Source organism: Brevibacterium sp. Lmc1, assembly GCF_057654315.1.
The window spans coordinates 778013-799709 of record NZ_CM172803.1 but is presented as its reverse complement, the minus strand read 5'-3'; the positions used below and the strand labels follow the sequence as shown (position 1 = coordinate 799709).

Genomic DNA, 21697 nt, shown 5'->3' with positions numbered 1-21697 from the left:
AATCTAGGTCAACACCGGATATTCCTGTTCGCAGAAAGTGTCCGATAGCGACCTGGATTCTGACCGGAACCGAGCGCGACTCGTTCGATCGGCAGGTCGTGCTCTGCGGCGAATTCCACCCAGTGCGCGGTCGGCTTCTCGGCGAAGGTGCGCTCGAGTACGGCCTCCTCGGTGCCGATGTGCGCGGCCAGCACCTTCGCGAAATGGGGCTCGAGGCAGGCGACGGCGATGTGCCCGTCGGACGTCGGGTAGGTCCGATAGAACGGTGATCCCCCGCCGAGGTGGCCTCCGGGTGAGCTCAGACCGTGCCGTGCCGGCCCTGCCGCCCATGCGGCAGCGTCGTCGAGGACGACCCGCTTGACGATGCCGCCGGCGGCACCCAGCTGCTCCTTCTGGCGCAGGCCGGCGAGCGCTTCGAGGGCGGCGTGTTCTCCGCCGAGGACGTCGGCGATGGGCACGGTCGGCATCGTGCCGGGTACGAGTGTGGAATGCGCTGCCTGATAGGTGAGGTCGTGGCCGGGCACATCGGCGCGGTCTCCGGCAAAGCCGACGATCTCGACATGGACAAGCCCATGCTGTTCGACGAGCTCGGGCAGGCCGAGAGCGGCCGCCGCCCGCGGTCTCATCGCCGTCAGCAGCACCTGGGCATCGGCGGCGAGGGCCTCGAGCTCTGCCTTGCCGGTAGGGTCCTTGAGGTCGATTCTGCGGATGTCCTGGCCGACGGTCAGTTCTCGGTAGTACTCGGGCACAGCGGCATCGAGAGGGTCGCCGGTGAGCGGTTCGACCTTGATGACCTCGGCTCCCAGGGCGCTCAATCGGGCGGCGGCCAAGGGGCCGGGCAGGTTCACGGCGAGAGTGATCACCGTGACTCCGTCAAGTGGTTGCTGGTCGGGCACCGCGTCTCCTCGTATTCGGCCATGGAATCGGCTCACAGCACGACTGCTGCACGTCATCGTCTTTCACCGAATGTATTGGAAACTGAAAGAGTGTTCAATAAGCGGCGCCCGATTGTCGTCGGCCCCACATGATCCACCCACCCTCACCAGCGCGGATAACACATCCACCGTCTGCCGGGTTGTGCCGTGCCGCACATTCCCGTACATTCACAACATAGGACATCATACGTCTTACGTGTTGGTTCTATAAGTCAGATGGGACTTCCGCTCGCACTCACGCCCGCGCCGGTCCCCTACGTTCATCCACGTGAGGAGGGAGCATGGACGCTCCGGGACTCGGCGGCCTCAACTGGGCCGTGATCATCATCTACCTCTTGGCCACCCTCGGCATCGGAGTCTGGTTCACCAAGAGAGCAAGCGGAGGAACAGAGGAGTTCTTCAAGGCCAGCGGGCGGATCCCTGCCTGGGCGGCGGGCTTCTCCATCTACGCGACGACGCTGTCGGCGATCACGTATATGTCCACGCCCGAGCAGGCCTTCCTCGCCGACTGGTCCTATGCAGCCGGCAATATCGCGATCTTCGCGATCGTCCCGCTGCTCGTGATCTTCTATATCCCGTTCTTCCGCAAGCTCGACGTCACCACGGCGTACGAGTACCTCGAGGAACGCTTCGGCCCGAGCATCCGCGTGCTCGGCTCGGTTCTCTTCGTCCTCTTCCACATCGGCCGCGTCGCCATCGTCATCTACCTGCCGACACTGGCCATCAGTTCGGTCACCGACATCAACCCGGCGCTCGTCGCCGGAGCCGTCGGCGTGCTCTCGGTCGTCTATACCTTCCTCGGCGGAATCGAGGGCGTCATCTGGTCCGATGTCGTCCAGGGCATCATCCTCCTCGTGGGTGCTGCGGTCATCCTCGTCTTCGGCGTCATGGCCATCGACGGAGGTCTCGTCACGGTCGCCGCCGACGCCGCGGCCGATGACAAGTTCATCTCTGCCGACAACTGGAAGTTCGGCGGAGCGGCAGCGGCCATCCCGATCGTCTTCCTCGGTTCGGTCTTCAACAACCTGCATCAGTACACGGCCAGCCAGGACGTCGTCCAGCGCTACCAGACCACGGATTCGCCGAAGTCGACGGCCCGTTCGCTCATCGTCAACGGCTTCCTCGCCCTGCTGACGATCCCGCTGTTCTATGGCATCGGCACTGTGCTCTACAGCTTCTACCAGCACTCGGAGGCTCTGCCGGAAGGCTTCAACACCTCGGCGCTCGTGCCTTACTTCGCGGTCACCGCTCTGCCGGCCGGTGTCTCGGGTCTGCTCATCGCCGCGATCTTTGCTGCCGCGCAGTCGACGATCTCCTCGAGCCTCAACTCGATCTCGGCCTGCGTGACCGTCGACATCCGCGACCGCTTCTTCCCACCCAAGGACGGCCGGCCTCGCACGGGCGTCGGCTTCTCCCGCGCCGTCATTGTCATCGTCGGTGCCCTGTCCGTCGGGGTTGCGCTCTACCTCTCGGCGACCGATCAGGCCCAGACCTGGGACCTGTTCCTCTCGATCACCGGACTCTTCGGCGTCCCACTGGCCGGCGTCTTCGCCCTCGGTATCTTCACGAAGCGGGCGAACACCTCGGGAGTGCTCGCCGGCCTCCTGCTCGGTGCCGCACTGGCCTGGGTCGTCCAGGAGCAGGCCGGACTCACACCGTTCGCGGTCTCCACCGTCGCGTTCATCGGCGCCATGGTCTTCGGCTACCTCATCTCCCTGCTCACCGGAGCGATGCAGCGCGGCCGCGGCGACCACGATGTGCTGCCGCTGACGATCTACGGAAAGCGCTCGGCCTACACTCGCCGAGTCCCCACCGAACCTGCCCGGGAGACCGCCGCATCCGTGGCCTCCTCCCTCGCGGTCTCCGCCGACTCTGCCCTGACGAACGGATCGGCTCCGGCCGACCCCGGGGCCGCCTCGGCGAACAATGACAAGTACGACAAGTAAGGACACGACCATGACTGCTGACTTCCACGGAATCATCCCGCCGCTGCTGACCCCGCGCACCACCGACGGTGAGATCGACCGCGCCGGGCTGGCCGCCCTCGTCGACCACCTCGTCGCCGGCGGTGTGCACGGAATCTTCGTCCTCGGGTCCTCCGGCGAGGTCCCGTACCTGACGAACGCCGAGCGTGACCTCGTCCTCTCCACCGCGATCGAGGCCGCCGCCGGCAGGGTGCCCGTCCTCGTGGGCATCAGCGAGCAGACGACGACCCGGGTCCTCGAAGAGGCCGACCGTCTGCTGGCCATCGGCGGTGACGCAGCCGTCGTGACCACGCCGTTCTATGCGCTGTCCGACGCCGCCGAGGTGGAGCGCCATCTGCGCACCGTCGCCGCCCATATCAGCGTGCCCCTGTTCGCCTATGACGTGCCGGTGCGCACGCATATGAAGATGCCGCTCGACGTCCTCGTCCGCCTCGCCGAGGAGGGTGTCATCGCCGGAGTCAAGGACTCCTCTGGCGACGATGTCGGCTTCCGCCGTCTGCTCCTCGCGACGAAGCACCTGCCGGACTTCGCCGTCTTCACCGGCCACGAGGTGGTCACCGACGGTGCGATGCTCGGCGGCGCGGCGGGCATCGTCCCCGGGCTCGGCAACGTCGACCCCGCCGGATATGTGCGCATCTATGATGCAGCGAAGGCCGGCGACTGGCAGGCAGCGGCTGCCGAGCAGGACCGCGTGGCGGCTCTGTTCGACATCACCGGAGCCGCGACCCCGGGACGCGTGTCCGCAGGTGCGGCCGGCCTCGGCGGATTCAAGACCGCCCTGCAGCTCATGGGCGTCATCGGCTCGAACCGGATGGCCGAACCGATGGAAGCACTCAACGCCGATGAGACCGAGCACGTCCGCGAAATCGTCGCCGCCGCAGGACTGCTGTGACCCTGCCCGCCACCGTCGCCGTCGATGTCGGAGGCACGAAGATCCGTGCCGGCTCCGTCATCGACGGCGAACTTGCGCACGTGCGCAGCGTGCCGACTCCCGCGACCGCGGGTGCCCGGGCCGTTCTCGACTCCATCGCCGAGGTGGCCGCCGCCGTCATCGCGGAGACGTCGGGTTCGCGTGGCGCCGGGTCCGCTTCGCGTGGTGCTGTGTCGGATTCGCATGGTGCCGGGTCCACGTCGAGTGCCGCCGAATCCGGAGGCGGGGACGGCTCAGGTTCCGAATTCGCGTGGCGGATCGGCATCGGCGCGGCCGGGGCCATCGACCCTGTGACGGGGACTGTGGTCTCGGCGACGGAGTCGCTGCCCGGATGGGCCGGAACGGACGTGGTCTCCGAACTCTCCGCCCGCACCGACCTACCCGTGCGCGTCGTCAACGATGTGCACGCTCATGCCCTCGGCGAGGCGGCCGCCGGTGCCTCCAGCGGCACTCGGAGTTCGCTGCTCGTCGCGGCGGGCACCGGCATCGGCGGCGGGCTCATCACCGATCGTCACCTGCTCACTGGCAGGAATTCTGCCGCCGGTCACATCGGGCATGTGCCCTCGGCAGCCGCGGCCGGACTGGCCTGCCCGTGCGGCGGCACCGGTCACGTCGAAGCCATCGCTTCGGGCCCGGCTATTCTCGAGACCTACCGGCGACTGGCCTCCGGGATCACCTCTCCCACCCCTGCGCCAGCCCCAACGAACACCCGAGAATTGGCGGTGGCCGCCTCGGCGGGGGATGCATTGGCGCTTCGCGCCTTCGACATCGGGGCGCGTGCCCTCGGCTCGGCACTCGGTGGGATCGTCAACGTGCTCTCCCCCGAGCTCGTCGTCATCGGCGGCGGACTCGCCGATATGGACGAGACCTGGTGGGCACCTCTGCGCGAGGCTTTCGCCGCGGAACTCATCCCCGCCGCCTCCGGAACCCCGCTGGTGAAGGCAGAATTGGGGCAGGACGCCGCGCTCATCGGCGCTGCCGGCCTCTGGAATGACGCGCCTGGCCAGAAGCACTGAGACGCTTCCCTCCCGCCGCACCAACACACTGACGAACTCGCCGAACGGCGAGGAGAACCGCCAGAAGAAGGAGACTCACTGATGCTGTCGAAGACCGAGATCCTCGAGGCGCTGCGGGGACGGCTCATCGTCTCCGCTCAGGCCTATCCCGGCGAGCCGATGCGCGATCCGAGAACGATGGCTCAGGTGGCTGCCTCGGCGGTCAGCGGAGGAGCAGCAGCCGTACGAGTGCAGGGACTCGGCGACATTCAGGCAACACGGTCGGCCGTCGACGCCCCGGTCATCGGGCTCTGGAAAGACGGCAAGGACGGAGTCGTCATCACCCCGACCTTCCAACACGCGTATGCAGTGGCTCTGGCCGGATCCCACATCGTCGCCCTCGACGGGACGCGGCGGGGACGCCCCGACGGACTGAGCCTGGCCGAGACGGTCACTCGCCTCCACGAACAGACGAATGCCCTGGTCATGGCCGATTGCGGCAGCCTCGATGATGCGAAGGCCGCGGTCGAGGCCGGCGCCGACATCATCGGAACTACCCTGGCCGGCTACACCGGCGAACGGGCGAGGACCGAGGGTCCCGATCTCGAACTCATCAGCGCGATCCGAGCGGCCGAGCTGCCTGCGCTGCTCGTCGCCGAGGGCCGCATCCACACCCCGTTGCATGCCGCCGCCGCCCGCTCAGCCGGCGCCGACTCCGTGGTCGTGGGCACCGCGATCACGCATCCCGCGACGATCACCTCGTGGTTCACCGAGGCCGTCGAGGGCTGAGCTCGGGAGCCAACGGCCCAAGTCAAGTTCGCAGGTAAGCGGCCCGGGCTGAGTTCGCCAGCTGCCTGCCCGGGCCGAAATCGTTCAGAGGCTCTGCCACTCGGGCTTGTTCTCGTACGCGTGGCGGTAATAGTCGCCGAGCTGCAGCCGCGACGCCGCCGCATCATCGAGCATGACAGTGACATGCGGGTGCATCTGCAGCACGGTCGCGGGCCACATCGCCGAGATCGGCCCCTCGACCATCTGATGCACCGCCTCGGCCTTGTTGCCTCCGGTCGCGACGAGCACGAGATGCTTCGCCTCCATGATCGTGCCCAGACCCTGGGTCAAGCACAGCTTCGGCACCTGCTCGACGTCGCCGTCGAAGAACCGCGCATTGTCGAGCCGCGTCTGGTGCGTCAGGGATTTCACCCGTGTCCGCGAGGCCAGGGACGATCCGGGTTCGTTGAACGCGATGTGACCGTCGCTGCCGATCCCGAGGATCTGCAGGTCAATCCCGCCCGCCTCAGCGATCCTCCGTTCATAGTCCGCCGAGGCGGCCGCCAGGTCATCGGCGGATCCCTCGGGACCGTGGACGGCCCCCTCGGCGAAATCGACGCGAGTGGCGATCTCGGCGTCGATGACGTTGCGATAGCGCTGCGGATGTTCGTCGGCGATGCCGACGTATTCGTCGAGCATGAACGCCTGCGCGTGGGCGAAGGACAGATCCTCGTTCTTGTGGCGGGTGGTCAGCTCGTCGTAGATGCGCAGTGGGCTCGAGCCGGTCGCCAGCCCGATGACCGGTGCAGCCTCGGTGCGCAGCAGCTCCTCGATCGCGTCGGCGGCGAGCTCCGCCAGCGTGTATTCGTCGGCGATGACGACTTCCATGTGGTCTCCTTCGGCGTTCTGCGCTCTATAGTCTGCGTTCGGCGCTGCCCCAATCGGCGGCGTGGGCGTTGTTCTTCAGTCAATCATTTCTGTTCGAGGGCTCGCATGATCGGCTCATAGTGGGCGGTGATCGCGGCGCGGAAGGCTTCGGCATCGCCGGATTCTGCCGCTTCGAGCATGAGGCCGTGGGCACGTGCGGTCTGCTCCAGGTCGGCGGCCACGGCGACGTTGAGTTTGGGCAGGACGGCAGTGTGCACATCCCAGAACGCCGCGACGAGTTGGCCGACGAGCGAGTTTCCGAGTTTCGCGAGCAGTCCCGTGTGAAAGGCGCGATCCTGCTGCGGGAAGGTCTTGCCGTCAGCGGCGAGCGCGGTCATCTCGTCGACCAGGTCCTTGAGCTCGGAATTCTCCGTGCCGTTGAGGGCGTGGACGATCTGCTCGGACATTCCGTGGTCGAGGGCCTTGCGCACTTCGACGACATCGCGCAGTGCGTCGAGGTCGTCACCGGGGCTGAGGACGCCTCGGAAGACGAGGGCTTCGACGAGCGCGTCGAGCGTCATCTCGCCGACGTAGGTGCCATGACCGTGCCGGACGTCGACGATGTCGAGGGTCGAGAGCTTGCGGATGGCTTCCCGGACGTTCGAGCGCGAGACGCCGAGGCGGGTGCACAGTTCGCCTTCGGTCGGCAGCAGGTCTCCGGGACGCAGACCATCGGAGAGGATGAGATCCTTGATTCTGTCGGAAGTCGTCACTTTCCGTCCGGTCTCTATCGGCTCCGCCATGATCACCTTCTGCTGGTCGTTCCACGCTGAGCCTCCAGTATACGTCTGACATCAGATGTGTCGGCAGTCGCTCTTCGATGTCGAGACGCTTGGACCGTGACGTCAACCGGCCTTGGCATATGCGGATGCCGTCCCGGCTACTAGGGTGGTAGTCACAGGCGGTCGCTCGGCGGCCGAAATCTACGACGCATTGGAGCACCCATGACTGGATTGGTGGCCACATTCGCCATAATCATCGTCATCCTCATCATCGCCGTTCTGCTTTTCGGCAAGCTGCGCACCAGCATGTTCTTCACGGTGAAGACGCAGGAGAACGTCATCGTCGAGCGATTCGGCAAATTCAAGAAAGTGGCGAAGCCGGGACTGAACACGAAGGTGCCGTTCATCGAGACGACGAGCCGGCCGATCTCGCTGCGCGTCCAGCAGCTCGAGGTCAACATCGAGTCGAAGACGAAGGACAACGTCTTCGTCACGGTTCCCGTCGCCGTCCAGTACGTCGTCGAAGAGAACAATGTCGCCGACGCCTACTACAAGCTGGCGAACTCCGAGGAGCAGATCCGCTCCTACGTCTTCGACACCGTTCGTTCGGCTCTGTCGGGCCTGACTCTGGACACGGCGTTCGAGTCGAAGGACGATATCGCGGAGAACGTCGAGGGCCGGCTCTCGGAATCGATGAAGCGCTACGGCTTCAAGATCGTCAGCAGCCTGGTCACGGATATCACCCCGGACCCGAAGGTCCGCGATTCGATGAACTCGATCAATGCCGCACAGCGTGACCGCGTCGCCGCTCAATCGCTCGCCGAGGCGGACAAGATCAAGCGCGTCACCCAGGCTCAGGCGGAGTCCGAGGCGATGCGCCTCCACGGCGAGGGTGTCGCCGCTCAGCGCAAGGCGATCGCGACGGGTATCGCCGAGCAGTATGCGAAGCTGCAGGAGGTGGGCATCGACAAGACGGCCGAGCAGCTGCTGATGATGACCCAGTACTTCGACACCATGCAGAACGTCGCCCAGGAGGGCCGGTCGAACGTGCTGTTTATGCCCTCGAACCCGGGCGGCCTGGGCGAGATGGGCCAGGAGATCCGCAACGCCCTGTTCGCCGCCAACGCCGCCGAGGATGGAGCGACCTTCACGGCACCCGAGAGCCGGTACACCTCGAGCCACCGCTCCGAGCGGGCCAGCGTTCCCCCTCAGCCGTCCAACCCGCCGAGCACGGGCGGCTCCGATGGTTCCGACGGCTCGGGTCATGACGGTCAGTCAGGTGGCCCCGGAGGTTCCGGCCAGTCGCTCGGCCAGTCCGTTCGGTCGGCAGCCCAGTCGGCTCAAGCGGCAGCTCAGCAGTGGAAGAACTCCAAGCAGAATCCACCGCAGTGACCCAGGGCAGAGCCAGGCTGCCGAAGCGCCGCCGAAGCTGCCCGAACGCCACCGCACGACACCGAGTGCCGGCGAACGACTGAGGCACCACACAGCGGAGGGGCGGGCGAAGAGAGATCTTCGCCCGCCCCTCCGCTGTGTTCACCTCGATCCCCGTTCATCCGACTTCTGATAATCAGTTGTGCCCAATTGAATTGTGTGCAACCATTTAGTTATGAATACGCTCGACCTCGACCGACAGCTCTGCTTCGCCCTCTACTCGGCGTCGCGTGCAATGACCGCGTCATACAAGGATCTGCTGGCCGAGCTCGGCATCACCTATCCGCAGTATCTGGTGATGCTTGTGCTGTGGGAGGAGGATTCCGCGCCCGACGGCGTGACCGTCAAACACCTCGGTGAGCGTCTGCAGCTCGATTCGGGCACGCTGTCTCCGCTGCTGTCGCGGCTGGAATCGCTCGGCTACGTCACCCGTCACCGCTCCGCCGAGGACTCGCGCAGTGTGTTCATCCGCCCCAGCGCCGAGGGCGCCGCAGCCAAGGAGCGCGCCGAGTGCGTTCCGGCTCGCATCGGTGAGCGCACGCAGCTCGACCCCGCCGCGATGCCCGAGCTGCTCGAGACCCTGCGCACTCTGACGAGGAACCTGCGCGGAGATCCCGCGGCCGTCACCGACTCGACTGCGGCCCGCTGACGGCCCCGATGCGAGACCGATCAATGCCCTGCCCCAGAGCGCACGTCCAGCCCAGATAGCTCTACCAACCCACAAAACCCTACTAACCCACAACGCACCGCCAACGGAAGGAAGAATCATGAAGGCTCTCTACACTGCAGAGGCACTGGCTACCGGCGAAGGCCGCGACGGCCACGGTCGCACAAACGACGGAAAGGTCGACGTCGATCTCGCCACACCCGCGGAGATGGGCGGCAGCGGCAACGGCACGAATCCCGAGCAGCTCTTCGCGGTCGGCTACGCGGCCTGCTATCACTCGGCGCTGCGCCTCGTGGCCGGTCAGGCCAAGGCGAACGTCGACGACTCTGCGGTCGGCTCACGAGTGAGCATCGGCAAGAACAATGAGGGCGGGTTCCAGCTCGCTGTCGAACTCGAGGTCACCCTCCCGCACCTCGACAAAGCCGAGGCACAGGCCCTGGCCGACAAGGCCCACCAGGTCTGCCCGTACTCGAATGCCACCCGCGGCAACATCGACGTCACCATCACCGTCACCGACGACTGAGTTCCGACCGCGTCTGCCTGGCATGGGCGGCAGTCCTCCGCTGGCCAACCGACGGCCGCCGGCGCCCGACCACCTGTGGCACACGGCCTGGAGCGGAACGCAATCAGCAACCGACACACAGTTGAGGGGCGGGCGAAGATCACTCTTCACCCGCCCCTCAGCCGTATTCGGCCGCCTCGGCGACAATTCCGAGTCGGCGATGGCTCACCGACGAGGCGTCAGCGCTTGGCCATGGCCTCGAGCGCGGACTTCTCGACCGCCTCGGCGACGGCCGGAGCGACACGCGAATCGAGCGCACCGGGCACGATGTAACCGGGCTCGAGATCATCGCCGACGAGATCGGCGATCGCACGAGCGGCGACGAGCTTCATATCGTCGGTGATCTCGTTGGCATCGGCGTCGAGCGCGCCGCGGAAGATTCCGGGGAACGCGAGGACGTTGTTGATCTGGTTTGGGAAGTCGCTGCGCCCGGTGGCCACCACGGTGGCGTACTTGGCGGCGACGTCGGGGGCCACCTCGGGGTTGGGGTTCGACAGGGCGAAGATGATCGCATCGTCGGCCATGTTCTCCAGATGCGCCTCGTCGATGGTGCCGCCGGAGACGCCGATGAAGGCATCGGCACCGTCGAGGGCTTCGCCGATCCCACCGGAGATTCCGCGCGGGTTCGTCGACTCAGCGAGGAACTGCTTGGTCTCGGTGAGGTCGGAGCGGCCGGATTCGACGACTCCCTTGGAATCGAGGACCACGATGTCCTTCACGCCGGCGTCGGCGAGGATCTTCACCACGGCCACTCCGGCAGCACCGGCGCCGGAGACGACGACGCGGACGGACTCGAAGGACTTCTTCACCACGCGCAGAGCATTCGTCAGCGCGGCGAGGACGACCACGGCGGTGCCGTGCTGGTCATCGTGCATGACGGGAATGTCGAGGGCTTCCTTGACCCGGTCTTCGATCTCGAAGCAGCGCGGAGCCGAGATGTCCTCGAGGTTGATCGCACCGAAGGTCGGGGCCATGCGGACGATGGTTTCGACGATCTCGTCCGTGTCATTGGTGTCGAGTACGATCGGAATCGCATTCAGCCCGGAGAAGGACTTGAACAGGGCGCACTTGCCCTCCATCACCGGCAGCGAGGCGGCCGGACCGATGTCACCGAGGCCGAGCACAGCCGACCCGTCAGAGATGACCGCGACGAGCCGGCCGGTCCACGTGTGCGTGCGCGCCAGCTGCGGTTCGTCCTTGATCGCGGTGCAGACCTTGGCCACGCCCGGGGTGTACGCGATCGAGAGGTCGCGCTGGGTCTCGAGCGGTGAGGTGAGCTCGGCGGAGAGCTTGCCGCCTTCGTGCGCCTCGAAGATCTCGGCGTCGGTGATCGGGCCCTTCGAGCCCTGGTCGGAGGCGGCGGAGCTGTGAGCGGTGGTCGTCATGGTTGATCCTCGTGGTTGATGCGGCGGCGGTTCGTGAGCTTACGAAGCTCGTGAGCACTCGGTTGGGCGAGCACTCCGTTCGATGATCGGATCATCGGTGCAGCCGGCAGTGATCGTCTGGACGTCGGCCGGCGCGGACACGGTCGACCGTGAGCGCAGGCGATGGTCTGGGCGAAGAACTGGTCACCAGTGAAGGATGGTGCGGTGACGTCGACGCGGCCCGCGACATGACCCTAGGTGAAGGGCGACGCGGTTGCGCGCAGTGCGGATACGGCTCGCATGAGGCGAGTACCGACCTCATGGGTCGCACCCGACAACTCGATCATCATAACCGATGCTGTGACCCGTTTCACCCGAAAATCCGGCCCCCACCGAGGTTGTCCCGCCGTTCCGGTGGCATGTTCTCCAGACCTTTGGACCGACGCAGAACAGCCCCTGACCTGGCCGAACAAGGCCGAACGTCCTCATGTCAGCACCGAGTGCAATGATGAGTAGAGAATCAATCCACTATCAATATGCCATCGAAACTTATTCGAATCTTTTTTCTTTTTACTATTGTGAATGTCAGATTGACCGGCTAAGATCTGATTAACAGCTTTTCAAGTCAGCACCACTTCCCCGACAACGAAGTCCGAGGCAGGTGAAAGAGCAATGAAGGGCACCACCAACCGTTCGACCCCCGACCAGGCAGACGAGCCGGGTGTGACACAGCCGTCGCCCCGATTCGCCATCCGCTTCGAATCAAGCATGTCTCGTTTCGCCGAGAACGCTGTCGCTTCCGACCGTGCCCATTTCTCCCTCCTCGAGTCCGTCTCCTCAGTTGTGTTGGAACAGGTCTTCATCGCTCTCGAACTGCCCATGCCCGAGGGCTCCGAACCGTTTCGCTGCGAGACGATCTCCGCATCCTTTGATCGCCGCGCCAAAGAGTCCGAAGAGAACACCGACTTCGGCGCTGCGGAGAAGTCGAAGGCCTCACCCAAGGGCGCGTCTTCGCCCAGCGTCGCGTCGTCGCCTAAGGTCGCGTCGTCACCCACTGACGACACGACCGGCACCGGCGGCTCCCCTTCCGCGACAGTTGTGCTCTATGACGCCGACTTCGCCCGCGAACAGTTGCGCAAGGCGACTGAGCCCGAGGCGAAGGCGCTGCCCGAATTCCCCGAGCTCGATGAGGGCATCTGCTTCTCGAAATGGGTCTATGACTATGTCGACGCTGAGGTCCTCGTCGAGATCTCGACGGTGCTGGGGACCAACACTGCCCGTACCTACCGTCAGCTCGCCGGCGCGATGACGATCTTCTATGGTCTGCCGCGCTTCGCCGACCGTGTCCGCGCCGGAGAGTTCACCCAGGCACATGTCGATGTGGTCGCCCGCCAGTGCGCTGATGTCGCGTTCGACTTTCTTCCGAAGCTCGACATCTTCCTGGCCGCGAGGCGCGCCGATATCACCTGTGAGACCCTGCGCCGAGATCTGGCGAAGATGATCGCCCTGCTCGTCCCGCCGATCGACAACACCGAACTCGCCACCAAGCGTCGCCGCGTCGATGTCGAAGGATATAAGGACGGCTCGGCTTGCCTGACCGTCAGCGGACCCTCAGCGGAGATCTTTGCCTGCTACAACCGAATCCAGGGCATGGCGCTGGCCGTGCATGGAAAGAACAAGTCGGCGTTCAATCTGCCTGTGGGCGTTGAGATCAGCGATGACCGCTCCATCTCTCAGCTCGAGTACGATCTGTTCACCCGGCCAGTCCCGGAGCTCAAGGTCAAGGTCATTTCGGTCGACCCGATCACGGGTATCCAAACCGCCGAAGAGAAGTCACTGCTCGACACCGACGGCGAACTCATTCCGGATATGGATTGCGACGACGCCATCGCCGACTTCGCGAAGCACGTCGCTTCGGACTCGGACGACGATGCCGCAGAATCGTCCGCCGAGTGCTCGGCCGACAGCACCACAGAGTCGTCCGATGGATTCTCTGTCGCCAGCCGACCCGACGGTTCGGCTTTCCGGCACGACTGCAGCGTCGAAGGTGAAGACCCTGACGGTCCCATTGAATATGTCGTCAAGCTGCGTATGCCCACAAGCGCGTGGTGGCTGTCACACCAGGCCGCCACCGTGGTGACCGTTCCATTCCTCTCGCTCACCGGAGATTCTGACCTGCCCGGCACTTTCGCCGACGGCTCACCGGTACCCGCTGAGGTGGCTCGCAACATCGCCGGCCGGTCGAAGAGCATCCAGCGGATCCTCACCGATCCCGCCACCGGCACTCCCATCGACGCCAAAGCGACCACTTACCAGGTCCCCAGAGATCTTCGGAAGACCTTGGTCGAGCAGTGGACCGTGTGCACCGTTCCCGGCTGTGTTCGTCGGGCTGAGAAGTCGGAGATCGACCATGTCGTTCCGTTCTTCCATCTGGATCCGCTCAAGGGCGGTCTCACTCGGTTCGGCAACCTTCATCCTCTGTGCAAGAAGCATCATGCATTGAAGACCGCCGGCCGCCTTCGGGTCACTATGCCAAAATCCGGTGAGCTCGATTACGAGTTCAAACACGGGATCTCGACCACTGTGTCAGCTCCCGGCCAGCCGATCAATGTTGCCCAAGCGCTCGAATTCGATTCCCTGGGACGACTGGGTCTCAAGCGGTGGAAACTGCCCTGGTCGATGGTTCCCTCAGCACCGAGGGTGCTCGAGCTCATGCCTGGCGAATCAACGATTCGTCAGCGCGACGAAGAGAAGCGCCAGCGGGAGGAACGCGAAGCACACCAGCGACGTCTTTCGGAGGCGTATCGGGAGCAGCAGGCTGAGATCAGGCGGCGGCGGCTGGAGCGTTGCCTCAATTGGGCGAACTCTGTCCATCAGCGCAGTCTGCCCGCCGGCTCCAACACTCTCACGGTGAAGCAGCTGACGGGGAACGCGAAGTACGCCCGAGTCGTCAGATGGGCGCGTCTTGCCAAGCTCGACATCGACGATATCGACTTCGACCCGAATGAGCCCGACAAGCGCAGCGCCCGTACCGCCGCTGGCCCGAACCTCACCGGTTTCGAAAGCAACTCGCAGTCTGAGGACGCTGCAGACCCCAAGGGCACTGGAGCCGACGATCCCTGGGACCACCGCTTCGTCTCCAAGACAGTGAACTGGGACCACGACCTCGAGGTCGATCCCCCACCGTTCTGATGACGCCCCCCGGAGCCTGTGGCATCGCTCTCAACGCAGAGCTGCAGCGACAGCACTGGTGGCAGAGCGCCTCCGCGCCACAACAACTGACCGCAATCCGGCAGTAGGGCCGTCGCCGACCCCAGCGGGCTGGTCGTAGTCCACCTCACCGGGCCGGCCGTCGCGTATCGCAGGGTCCCGGCCCTCGCCCATCGCGGGGTCCCGGCCCTTGCCTATTGCTGCGGTTGCCATTCGTCCACTGCGTCGACTTCAGTCGTGAGGTCGCGACCACGGGTCTCGGGCGCGAAGAGCGCACCGAGCAGGCCGCAGCCGGCGAACAGAATGAGAACGATCGCAACGGGCCACCATGAGTCGGTGATCACGGCGACGAGCGAGGCCGCGATCACCGGCGCCAGACCGCCGGAGACGACCGATCCGACCTCTTTGATAGTGGTCATGAACGTATACCGATGCTTCGATCCGAACAGTTCGACCAACCAGCTCGACTCGACACCGTAGAGATTCGGCAGAGGCCCGCCGACGAAGACCGCAAAGACGGCCGCGATGATGATCGGGTTGCCCGTGTCGATGAGGATCATGGCCGGAATCGCGAAGAGGATCTGGAATAGAGTGAACCCCAAGAACACGGGTCGGCGACCCAGCTTGTCACTGAGCTTGCCGAAGTACGGCACAGTCGCGAAGCCGATGACGGTGCCGATCATGATGCCGGTGGTGACGATGGAGGAGTCGATTCCCGTCGTGGTGACCACCCACCCGACCATGAAGCCTTTGACGAGGTAGACTGCGGAGTTCTCTCCCATTCGGATGCCCAAGGCGAGCAGGAACGACTTCGTCGACCGACGCGCTTCGACGAGGATGCTCGGCTGATCGCTCTTGTCCGCGGCCACCTCGGCGCGGCGCTCCTTCGCCTCTTCGAACACCGGGGACTCCCTGACCTTCGTACGAATTGCCAGAGCCACGAAAGTGGTGACGATGCTGAGCAGGAAGGGCACCCGCCAGCCCCAACTGAGGAAAGCCTCGTCCGGCAGCAGGGTGAGCAGCGTCCACAGAACTGTGGCCAGGAAGATTCCGCTGTTGGTCCCCATCGCCACGATCGCCCCGAAGAGCCCACGGCGACGCACAGGCGACGATTCGACCAAGAGCACCGAAGCTCCGGCCAATTCGGCTCCGGCTCCGAACCCCTGCACGAGCCGGAGTACGACGAGTAGCATAGGTGCCCAGATGCCTATCTGAGCATAAGTCGGCAGAAGACCGATGCCCATGGTGGCAATGCCCATCATCGACAGAGTGACGATGAGGACGATCCGACGTCCGTGCTTGTCACCGACTCGTCCGAAGACGTATCCGCCGATCGGCCGGACTACGAAACCGGACCCGTAGACGCCGAGACTGGAGATCAGCGCGACCGCAGGAGTCTCATTGGGGAAGAAGAGCGGTCCGAAGACCAGGGCCGAGGCGAGCGTATACAAGGTGAAGTCCATGTACTCGAGCGAACTGCCGAGCCACGACGACCACGCGGCACGGCGCAGTTCGGGCCGAGTCACATTCGGATCAGGAGGGGAGGCAGCCTGTGCGTTTGTCTTCATTGACATGATTTCAACTTTCTTCGATTCGAATTCTCGCTTGCTCAGCAGGGAGCCACAGTGGGCGACTGTCGCCTACAGCTGCCCGCGGACATCGGTCGGCGGGTGAGGGCTCCGGTTCAGCGCAGGTAGATGCGGGTGGGATCGAGCGTCTCTCGCAGCAGTGCCAGCTCATCCGGAGTCGGCGGCTGCGTCGTCTCGAGGTCGGTCGATACCTGGAGGTTCCATCCGGTCTGCCGCACCGCCTCGGCGGGGTCGACACCGGGGTGAACGGCTGTCAGAGTGAGCTCCTCATCCCGAGCGAAGCGCGTCATGATGCCCAGGTCGGTGATCACGTGGGTCACGCCGGAACCCGCCGGCATGGATCCGACCTCCGCCTCGGCGGCCTTCTTCGACCCTGGGGAGGTGACGAAGTCCAAGGATTCGACGAAGGTGCGCGGGGTGTGCCTGCGCATGACGAGGAAGATCTCTGCTGCGCCCGCCATGGCTTCGATGGCTCCTCCTGAGCCCGGAAGTCGGCTGTCTGGGTGCTCCCAGTCCTCGCCGATGAGGGTGGAGTTCAGGTTCCCGAACTTGTCGACCTGCGCGGCACCGAGGAAGCCGACATCGATTCGCTGGCCTTGCAGAACATAGTTGAACAGGTGCGTCATCGGCATCACCGAGGCGGCCCCCGGAACCAAAATCGAATCCGAGATGCTGCGCGGCATCACCGGCGGCCTGGCTCCGGTTACTCCCGACTCGTAGACGATCTCGATGTCCGGTGCGACAGTGTGCTGAGCCAGAGAGACGGCAAGAGTGGGCAGGCCGTGCCCGGCGAAGACCACGTTGCGTCCGGCCAGCGCCCGCGCCGAATGGACGGTGAGAAGTTCGCTGCTGGTGACCACGTCGCCAGCGACCTCGCTGCTTGTGGTCTCGCTGAGCTCGTCGCGGGACCGGGTCTCAGTGGTGTCGTGGGTACTCAATGTCATGCTCGCCCTCCATAGTTCACAGGCGTCGAATATGCGTCGTGGATGGCCATCCGCTCAAAATGTTCCGATCCGAGGGTGGCAAGGAACTCATCGTGGTCGCTCGTGCCGCGGATATTGGTCTCGAGCCAGTCCTGGACCGCCGCCGCGTCGCGGGCGAGCGCGGACCACTGTCTCGAGAATTCGTCGTCGCGGTCGTAATAGCCCTGGACCGAATGAGGATGCGAGCCGCGTGGCACGGCGACGACGGCATCGACGACGTGCGCGGGAACGATTGTGCGGTTCGGGTCGGAGCGGACAACAGCCTCGTCGACGATCTCCTCAACTGTGACGATGAGTCGGTCACTGGCGAATGCGGCCTCGGCTTGAATCCCGAGCATCCCCCATGCCTGCACGTTTCCATGCATGTCCGCACGTTGGGCGTGGATGATCGTGAGGTCGGGATTGAGTGCGGGGACGACGTGGATGTCCGGTCCACCGTAGGGGTCGGGAACGGACTTGATCCGCGGATTCTTCGCCGCTAGGTCGCTGCCCCGGTAGGAGGCGATGGGCTGGAACGGAAGCTTCGAGGCACCGGCCTGATAGCGGGCGACCATTCCGCCGTGACTGTATTCGTCGAACCACAGCGGTTCCGGGTCCGACTTCTCAATGCGCCGCCGAAGCTCGTGAAGGGAACCGGCCGAACTGTTGGCGATGAACGAGGAGATGAGACCTTTCAGGCAGTTCGCTCCGAGCAGCTGGTCGACAATGACGTCGCAGGACATGCGCGCAAGGACTAGATCAGTGAAGCCCTGCCGGATGATCTCGTGCGCGGCAGCGACCGGCACGATGTGGCCGAAGCCCTCCAGGGCGACTGTATCCCCGTTGCGCAGATAGGTGCTGATCGCCTGGGGAAGACTCATCGTCTTGTCCATCGCGTTCCTCCTCGAACCTCGGATGACTGTGACCTGGGTCATCCTTTCAAAATCATTGATACCCGTCCAATACTTATAATGGAGACGATTAATGCAGTCACTGCACGAATATCGCCCGATCCTCACTGGGCGGCCGCCTTCACGATTGAGACACCGATATGGACACAAAGCACATCCGCGCATTCCTCGTCCTCGCCGAGGAACTTCACTTCGGCAGAGCCGCCGAACGACTGCATATGACCCAACCGCCCCTCAGCCGACTCATCCGGGGCCTGGAGTCCGACATGTCGGCACAGCTGTTCGAACGCAGCACTCGGTCCGTGCGTCTGACTCCGGCAGGACAGGCGCTCGTCGAACCTGCGCGCGACATCCTCATGAGTCATCGCCTCGCCGACTCCGCAGTGCAGGCAGCAGGGAAAGGCGAGGTCGGACATCTGCGCCTGGGATTCACCGGCATCGCGACCCACAAACTCATCGGACGGCTGCTCAAACTGGTCCGCGGGACTCATCCGGGAATCCACCTCAGTCTGCAGAGCGCCTCCTTCGGGATGCCGGCCATCGACAGCGTCGCCGACGGCTCAGTGGACCTCGTCTTCGGCTATTGGCCATTCGTGCCACAGTCGGTCGATACTCGCGTCGTCGCACAGGAGTCGCTTGTCGTCGCCATGCACAGAGAGCATGCCTTAGCAGGCCGCGAGTCGGTGTCGATGAGCGAGCTCGCGGGAGAGGAGTTCATCACGGTGCCGCCGAATCCGGGGTCGACGACGATCGAACGGCTCTACGAGCTGTCGCAGGCCGCAGGTTTCAACCCCACCGTCATCCAGGTGGCTCCGGACACGTGGACGATACTCTCGCTCGTCGGTGCGGAGATCGGCTGTTCAGTCACAGTGGCGTCGGTGCCGAAGAACGCCTCCTTCCCCAATATCGCCTTCGTCCCCCTCGAAGACCCGAAGGGGCCGTTCCCGCTGCTCATGGCATGGCGCAGAGATGACGTCAGTCCTGCCCTCGCTGAGGTGCTTCGACTGGCCGAGCAGCTGTTCCCCACCGATGTCCCGTAGACTCACATCAGTAAACGATCACTCGAAAAGCAGCGTGGGCTTCACGACGAGGATGTGTGATTCATGAGTGTGCTCTATCTGGTTCGGCACGGGCAGGCGTCGTTCGGCACGGATGACTATGACAGGCTGTCTGATCTCGGCAAAGAGCAGAGCCGCATCACCGGTCGCTTCCTCGCTTCCCAGGGCATCGAGCCAGACCGGCTCGTCCACGGAGAGATGCTGCGGCAGCGTCAGACCGCCGAGGGCCTCCTCGAAGGCATGAGCCGGAGCATGGACGCCCACGTCGACGCCGGCTGGAACGAATATGCCGCTTGGGAGCTCACCGGAGTGCTCACGGATCTCGACCCTCGCGCCCAGCACGATTCCAAGATCTTCCAGGGTGAGCTCGAACGCGGTGCGGCTCGCTGGGCCGCGGGCGAACACGACGAGGACTATACGGAGACCTACAAGCAGTTCACGTCACGGGTCGAACGTGCCCTCGATGAGACGACCAGCGCGATGGGCTCAGGCCAGTCAACGATCGTGGTCTCGAGCGCCGGCGCCATCGCGTGGACCGCCGCCCGCCTGATCGGCGGCGGTTTCGACCAGTGGATGGCATTCAACCGGGTGACCATCAACACCGGCATCACGAAGATCATCACCGGCCGAGGCGGCACCAGCCTTATCTCGTTCAACGACCACGGTCACCAGGATCCGAAGAACGCCACCTACCGCTGAGGCAGCGTAAGCCGAACCTGCGAATCAGCCCGCTGAGGGGCAAAGGTCGAGGCGGCGAAGGTCGGACCCGCGAGTCAGCCGTTCCCGCTCTCTCCCGATCGCCCGTGTTCTGTCCCTGTGGGTATCCCGATCACAACCGGTTCTGCAGGTCCGCAGCATCCGGCTGCGTCTGATGCGTCCGATGCGGCAGCGGTGTCGGGCAAGTCGACAAAACCCGACTTGCCGGTCGGCGCATCACACGAAGATCCGGCGTCGGTCGAACACACGCCGGTCTCCGGCAAGACGAGCTCGACTCGGTCGGCTGCCTCCTGGTCCCCGGCGATCGCTGCGACGACGGAGCGGATTTGCTCATAGCCGGTGTACATGAGGAACGTCGGGGCGCGCCCATAGGACTTCATACCCACGATGTAGAAATTCGGCTCCGGATGCCCGAGCACCCGGGCACCATGCGGAGCGACAGTTCCGCAACTATGATGTTCGGGATCGATGAGCGGGCCCAACTGCCGCGGAGCTTCGACAATCGGATCGAGGTCGAGTCGGATCTCACGCAAGAACCCCAGGTCCGGCCGGAAGCCGGCGGCAGGGACGACCCTGTCGGCATGGAGCGTCACCGACTCGCCGCCACTCTCCGCAGCTAAGGTGCCACGACCGTCGGTGGAGAATCCGGTGATCGTCGTCGCTGCATGCACGCCGATGACTCCGGTCTCGACGAGGTGGCGAAGTCGCGTTCCCAAGGCCCCGCGTGCTGGCAGACCGTCCTGGTCCTCTCCGCCGTAGACATATGCGGGATCTGATCGCCTGAGCACCCAGCCGATTCGCGTGCCCGGGGCTTCCTCACGCAGTTCGGCCAGCGCCAGGAGCGTGTTGGCCGCCGAGTGCCCTCCACCAACGACAAGAGTCCGCTGCCCGACGAACTGCTCTCGATCTCGGCCGACCACATCGGGCAGAGGCGATGTGACGAACCCGCTGCGACGGGCTTCGGCCTCGCCAGTCGCTGCGAGACCGGACTGCCCGAGCGGGTTCGGGCTCTCCCATGTCCCCGCAGCGTCAATAACCGCCCTGACCTGCAAATCCGCCGATGTTCCATCTGAGCTCCGAGTGCGGATAAGGAAAGGAGTCGATTCGCGCTGCGCGGTGCCCGTCCGATCCATTCCGACTCTGCTCACTGCCACAACCCGGGTATCGATGAGGACGGAATCTCGGAGTTCAGCTGTCTCAGCAAGCGGCTTGAGGTAGTCACGGATGAGCTCGGCACCGGTGGGCAGGCGGTCCCCGTCGGGCTCCTGCCAGTCGGTGGGCGCCAGCAGGCTGCGCGCCGCCTCGTCGATGTTGTACTTCCACGGAGAGAACAAACCGATATGACCCCACTCGGCCACTGCCGCCGCGACAGTGGTTCCCGCTTCGAGAACGAGCGGTCGAACACCGCGTCGGACGAGCTGGGCCGCGGCCGCGAGGCCGACGGGACCGGAACCGATCACGGCGACCGGGAGCTGTTCGAACGCATAATCAGTCATTGGGCGCCTCCTCGGCGATGGGGTTCGACGTGGTCGTCGACAGTGTGGATCTCGTCCCTGCATCGGGGGCGAGATCGACGACGAGGGCTTCGACTCTGGTCCTGATCTCATCCCGGATTCGGCGCACAGATTCCAGGCCCTGACCTGCGGGATCATCCAGAACCCAGTCTTCGTAACGTTTGCCGGGGAAGATCGGGCAGGTATCGCCGCAGCCCATCGTGATCACGACATCGGACGCGAGCACGGTGTCGGCGTCGAGGAGCGTGGGACTGTTTCGAGTGATGTCGATGTCGAGTTCCCTCATCGCATCGACTGCGACTGGGTTGATCGTCTCGGCCGGTGCGCTGCCGGCCGACCGCACCTCGATGCGCTCTCCGGCCAGTTCGCGGAGGAATCCAGCCGCCATCTGGGACCTGCCGGCGTTGTGCACGCAGACGAAGAGGACACTCGGCTTGCTCATCTGTGCA

The 21697-nt window shown here is 64.7% G+C and carries 19 protein-coding genes; 10 read left to right on the top strand and 9 right to left on the bottom strand.

Features of this window, described 5'->3' with window-relative positions:
- Positions 1-8: 8 nt before the first annotated feature.
- A complete protein-coding gene (locus AC239G_RS03395; protein ID WP_482401399.1) occupies positions 9-896 on the bottom strand; it encodes a CoA transferase in 888 nt (295 codons plus the stop codon).
- A gap of 320 nt (positions 897-1216) precedes the next feature.
- Between AC239G_RS03395 and AC239G_RS03390 the strand changes: the two genes are divergently transcribed.
- The 4 genes from AC239G_RS03390 (at position 1217) to AC239G_RS03375 (ending at position 5635) form a co-directional block, all read left to right on the top strand.
- Positions 1217-2881 carry a sodium:solute symporter family protein gene (locus AC239G_RS03390; RefSeq protein WP_139469885.1) on the top strand — a complete coding sequence of 555 codons (1665 nt, stop codon included), beginning with the start codon at positions 1217-1219 and terminating at the stop codon, positions 2879-2881.
- A 10-nt stretch (positions 2882-2891) separates the two neighbouring features.
- Positions 2892-3812 carry a dihydrodipicolinate synthase family protein gene (locus AC239G_RS03385; protein WP_139469884.1) on the top strand — a complete coding sequence of 307 codons (921 nt, stop codon included), beginning with the start codon at positions 2892-2894 and terminating at the stop codon, positions 3810-3812.
- Positions 3809-4867, top strand: a complete 1059-nt coding sequence (locus AC239G_RS03380) for an ROK family protein (protein WP_482401398.1) — start codon at positions 3809-3811, stop codon at positions 4865-4867. The genes AC239G_RS03385 and AC239G_RS03380 overlap by 4 nt, the downstream gene beginning before the upstream one ends.
- Before the next feature lie 81 nt (positions 4868-4948).
- Positions 4949-5635: an N-acetylmannosamine-6-phosphate 2-epimerase gene (locus tag AC239G_RS03375; RefSeq protein WP_139469883.1), complete on the top strand. Its 687-nt coding sequence runs from the start codon at positions 4949-4951 to the stop codon at positions 5633-5635.
- Positions 5636-5719: 84 nt separating this feature from the next.
- Here the strand turns inward: AC239G_RS03375 and nagB are convergent, their stop codons facing one another.
- Both nagB and AC239G_RS03365 read right to left on the bottom strand, forming a co-directional pair.
- A complete protein-coding gene (gene nagB / locus AC239G_RS03370) occupies positions 5720-6502 on the bottom strand; it encodes a glucosamine-6-phosphate deaminase (RefSeq protein ID WP_139469882.1) in 783 nt (260 codons plus the stop codon).
- A gap of 83 nt (positions 6503-6585) precedes the next feature.
- Positions 6586-7284 carry a FadR/GntR family transcriptional regulator gene (locus AC239G_RS03365; RefSeq protein WP_487489819.1) on the bottom strand — a complete coding sequence of 233 codons (699 nt, stop codon included), beginning with the start codon at positions 7282-7284 and terminating at the stop codon, positions 6586-6588.
- A 201-nt stretch (positions 7285-7485) separates the two neighbouring features.
- Between AC239G_RS03365 and AC239G_RS03360 the strand changes: the two genes are divergently transcribed.
- From AC239G_RS03360 to AC239G_RS03350, 3 genes are all read left to right on the top strand, one after another.
- Positions 7486-8655, top strand: a complete 1170-nt coding sequence (locus tag AC239G_RS03360) for an SPFH domain-containing protein (RefSeq protein ID WP_248284078.1) — start codon at positions 7486-7488, stop codon at positions 8653-8655.
- A 214-nt stretch (positions 8656-8869) separates the two neighbouring features.
- Positions 8870-9343, top strand: coding sequence for a MarR family winged helix-turn-helix transcriptional regulator (locus AC239G_RS03355; RefSeq protein WP_139469880.1), 474 nt, complete (start codon positions 8870-8872; stop codon positions 9341-9343).
- A 118-nt stretch (positions 9344-9461) separates the two neighbouring features.
- Entirely contained in the window at positions 9462-9884 is a 423-nt protein-coding gene (locus AC239G_RS03350) for an organic hydroperoxide resistance protein (RefSeq protein WP_139469879.1), read from the top strand.
- A 218-nt stretch (positions 9885-10102) separates the two neighbouring features.
- Here AC239G_RS03350 and AC239G_RS03345 read toward each other — a convergent pair whose 3' ends face one another.
- Positions 10103-11308, bottom strand: coding sequence for an NAD(P)-dependent malic enzyme (locus AC239G_RS03345; protein WP_482401397.1), 1206 nt, complete (start codon positions 11306-11308; stop codon positions 10103-10105).
- A gap of 651 nt (positions 11309-11959) precedes the next feature.
- On the opposite strand from AC239G_RS03345, the gene AC239G_RS03340 reads away from it, so the two are divergent.
- Positions 11960-14479 carry an HNH endonuclease signature motif containing protein gene (locus AC239G_RS03340; RefSeq protein ID WP_139469877.1) on the top strand — a complete coding sequence of 840 codons (2520 nt, stop codon included), beginning with the start codon at positions 11960-11962 and terminating at the stop codon, positions 14477-14479.
- A gap of 212 nt (positions 14480-14691) precedes the next feature.
- On the opposite strand, the gene AC239G_RS03335 is transcribed toward AC239G_RS03340, so the two are convergent.
- The 3 genes from AC239G_RS03335 to AC239G_RS03325 all read right to left on the bottom strand — a co-directional run bounded on the left by AC239G_RS03335 (position 14692) and on the right by AC239G_RS03325 (position 17941).
- A complete protein-coding gene (locus tag AC239G_RS03335) occupies positions 14692-16071 on the bottom strand; it encodes an MFS transporter (RefSeq protein ID WP_482401396.1) in 1380 nt (459 codons plus the stop codon).
- A gap of 110 nt (positions 16072-16181) precedes the next feature.
- The gene (locus tag AC239G_RS03330) at positions 16182-17030 is read right to left on the bottom strand and encodes a CoA-transferase subunit beta (RefSeq protein WP_487489818.1); all 849 of its coding nucleotides are present in this window, start codon (positions 17028-17030) and stop codon (positions 16182-16184) included.
- Positions 17027-17941, bottom strand: coding sequence for a CoA transferase subunit A (locus AC239G_RS03325; RefSeq protein ID WP_487489817.1), 915 nt, complete (start codon positions 17939-17941; stop codon positions 17027-17029). Before AC239G_RS03325 ends, AC239G_RS03330 begins: the two co-directional genes overlap by 4 nt.
- 158 nt (positions 17942-18099) lie before the next feature.
- Between AC239G_RS03325 and AC239G_RS03320 the strand changes: the two genes are divergently transcribed.
- Together AC239G_RS03320 and AC239G_RS03315 are read left to right on the top strand one after the other, a co-directional pair.
- Complete coding sequence (locus AC239G_RS03320) at positions 18100-18999, top strand: LysR substrate-binding domain-containing protein (RefSeq protein WP_259358804.1); 900 nt, start codon at positions 18100-18102, stop codon at positions 18997-18999.
- Between the two features lie 63 nt (positions 19000-19062).
- Positions 19063-19716 carry a histidine phosphatase family protein gene (locus AC239G_RS03315; protein WP_487489816.1) on the top strand — a complete coding sequence of 218 codons (654 nt, stop codon included), beginning with the start codon at positions 19063-19065 and terminating at the stop codon, positions 19714-19716.
- A 74-nt stretch (positions 19717-19790) separates the two neighbouring features.
- Here AC239G_RS03315 and AC239G_RS03310 read toward each other — a convergent pair whose 3' ends face one another.
- Together AC239G_RS03310 and AC239G_RS03305 are read right to left on the bottom strand one after the other, a co-directional pair.
- Positions 19791-21230: an NAD(P)-binding domain-containing protein gene (locus AC239G_RS03310; protein ID WP_487489815.1), complete on the bottom strand. Its 1440-nt coding sequence runs from the start codon at positions 21228-21230 to the stop codon at positions 19791-19793.
- Positions 21223-21690 (bottom strand): arsenate reductase ArsC, encoded by a 468-nt coding sequence (locus AC239G_RS03305; RefSeq protein WP_139469932.1) that lies wholly within the window; start codon positions 21688-21690, stop codon positions 21223-21225. Before AC239G_RS03305 ends, AC239G_RS03310 begins: the two co-directional genes overlap by 8 nt.
- Positions 21691-21697 lie beyond the last annotated feature (7 nt).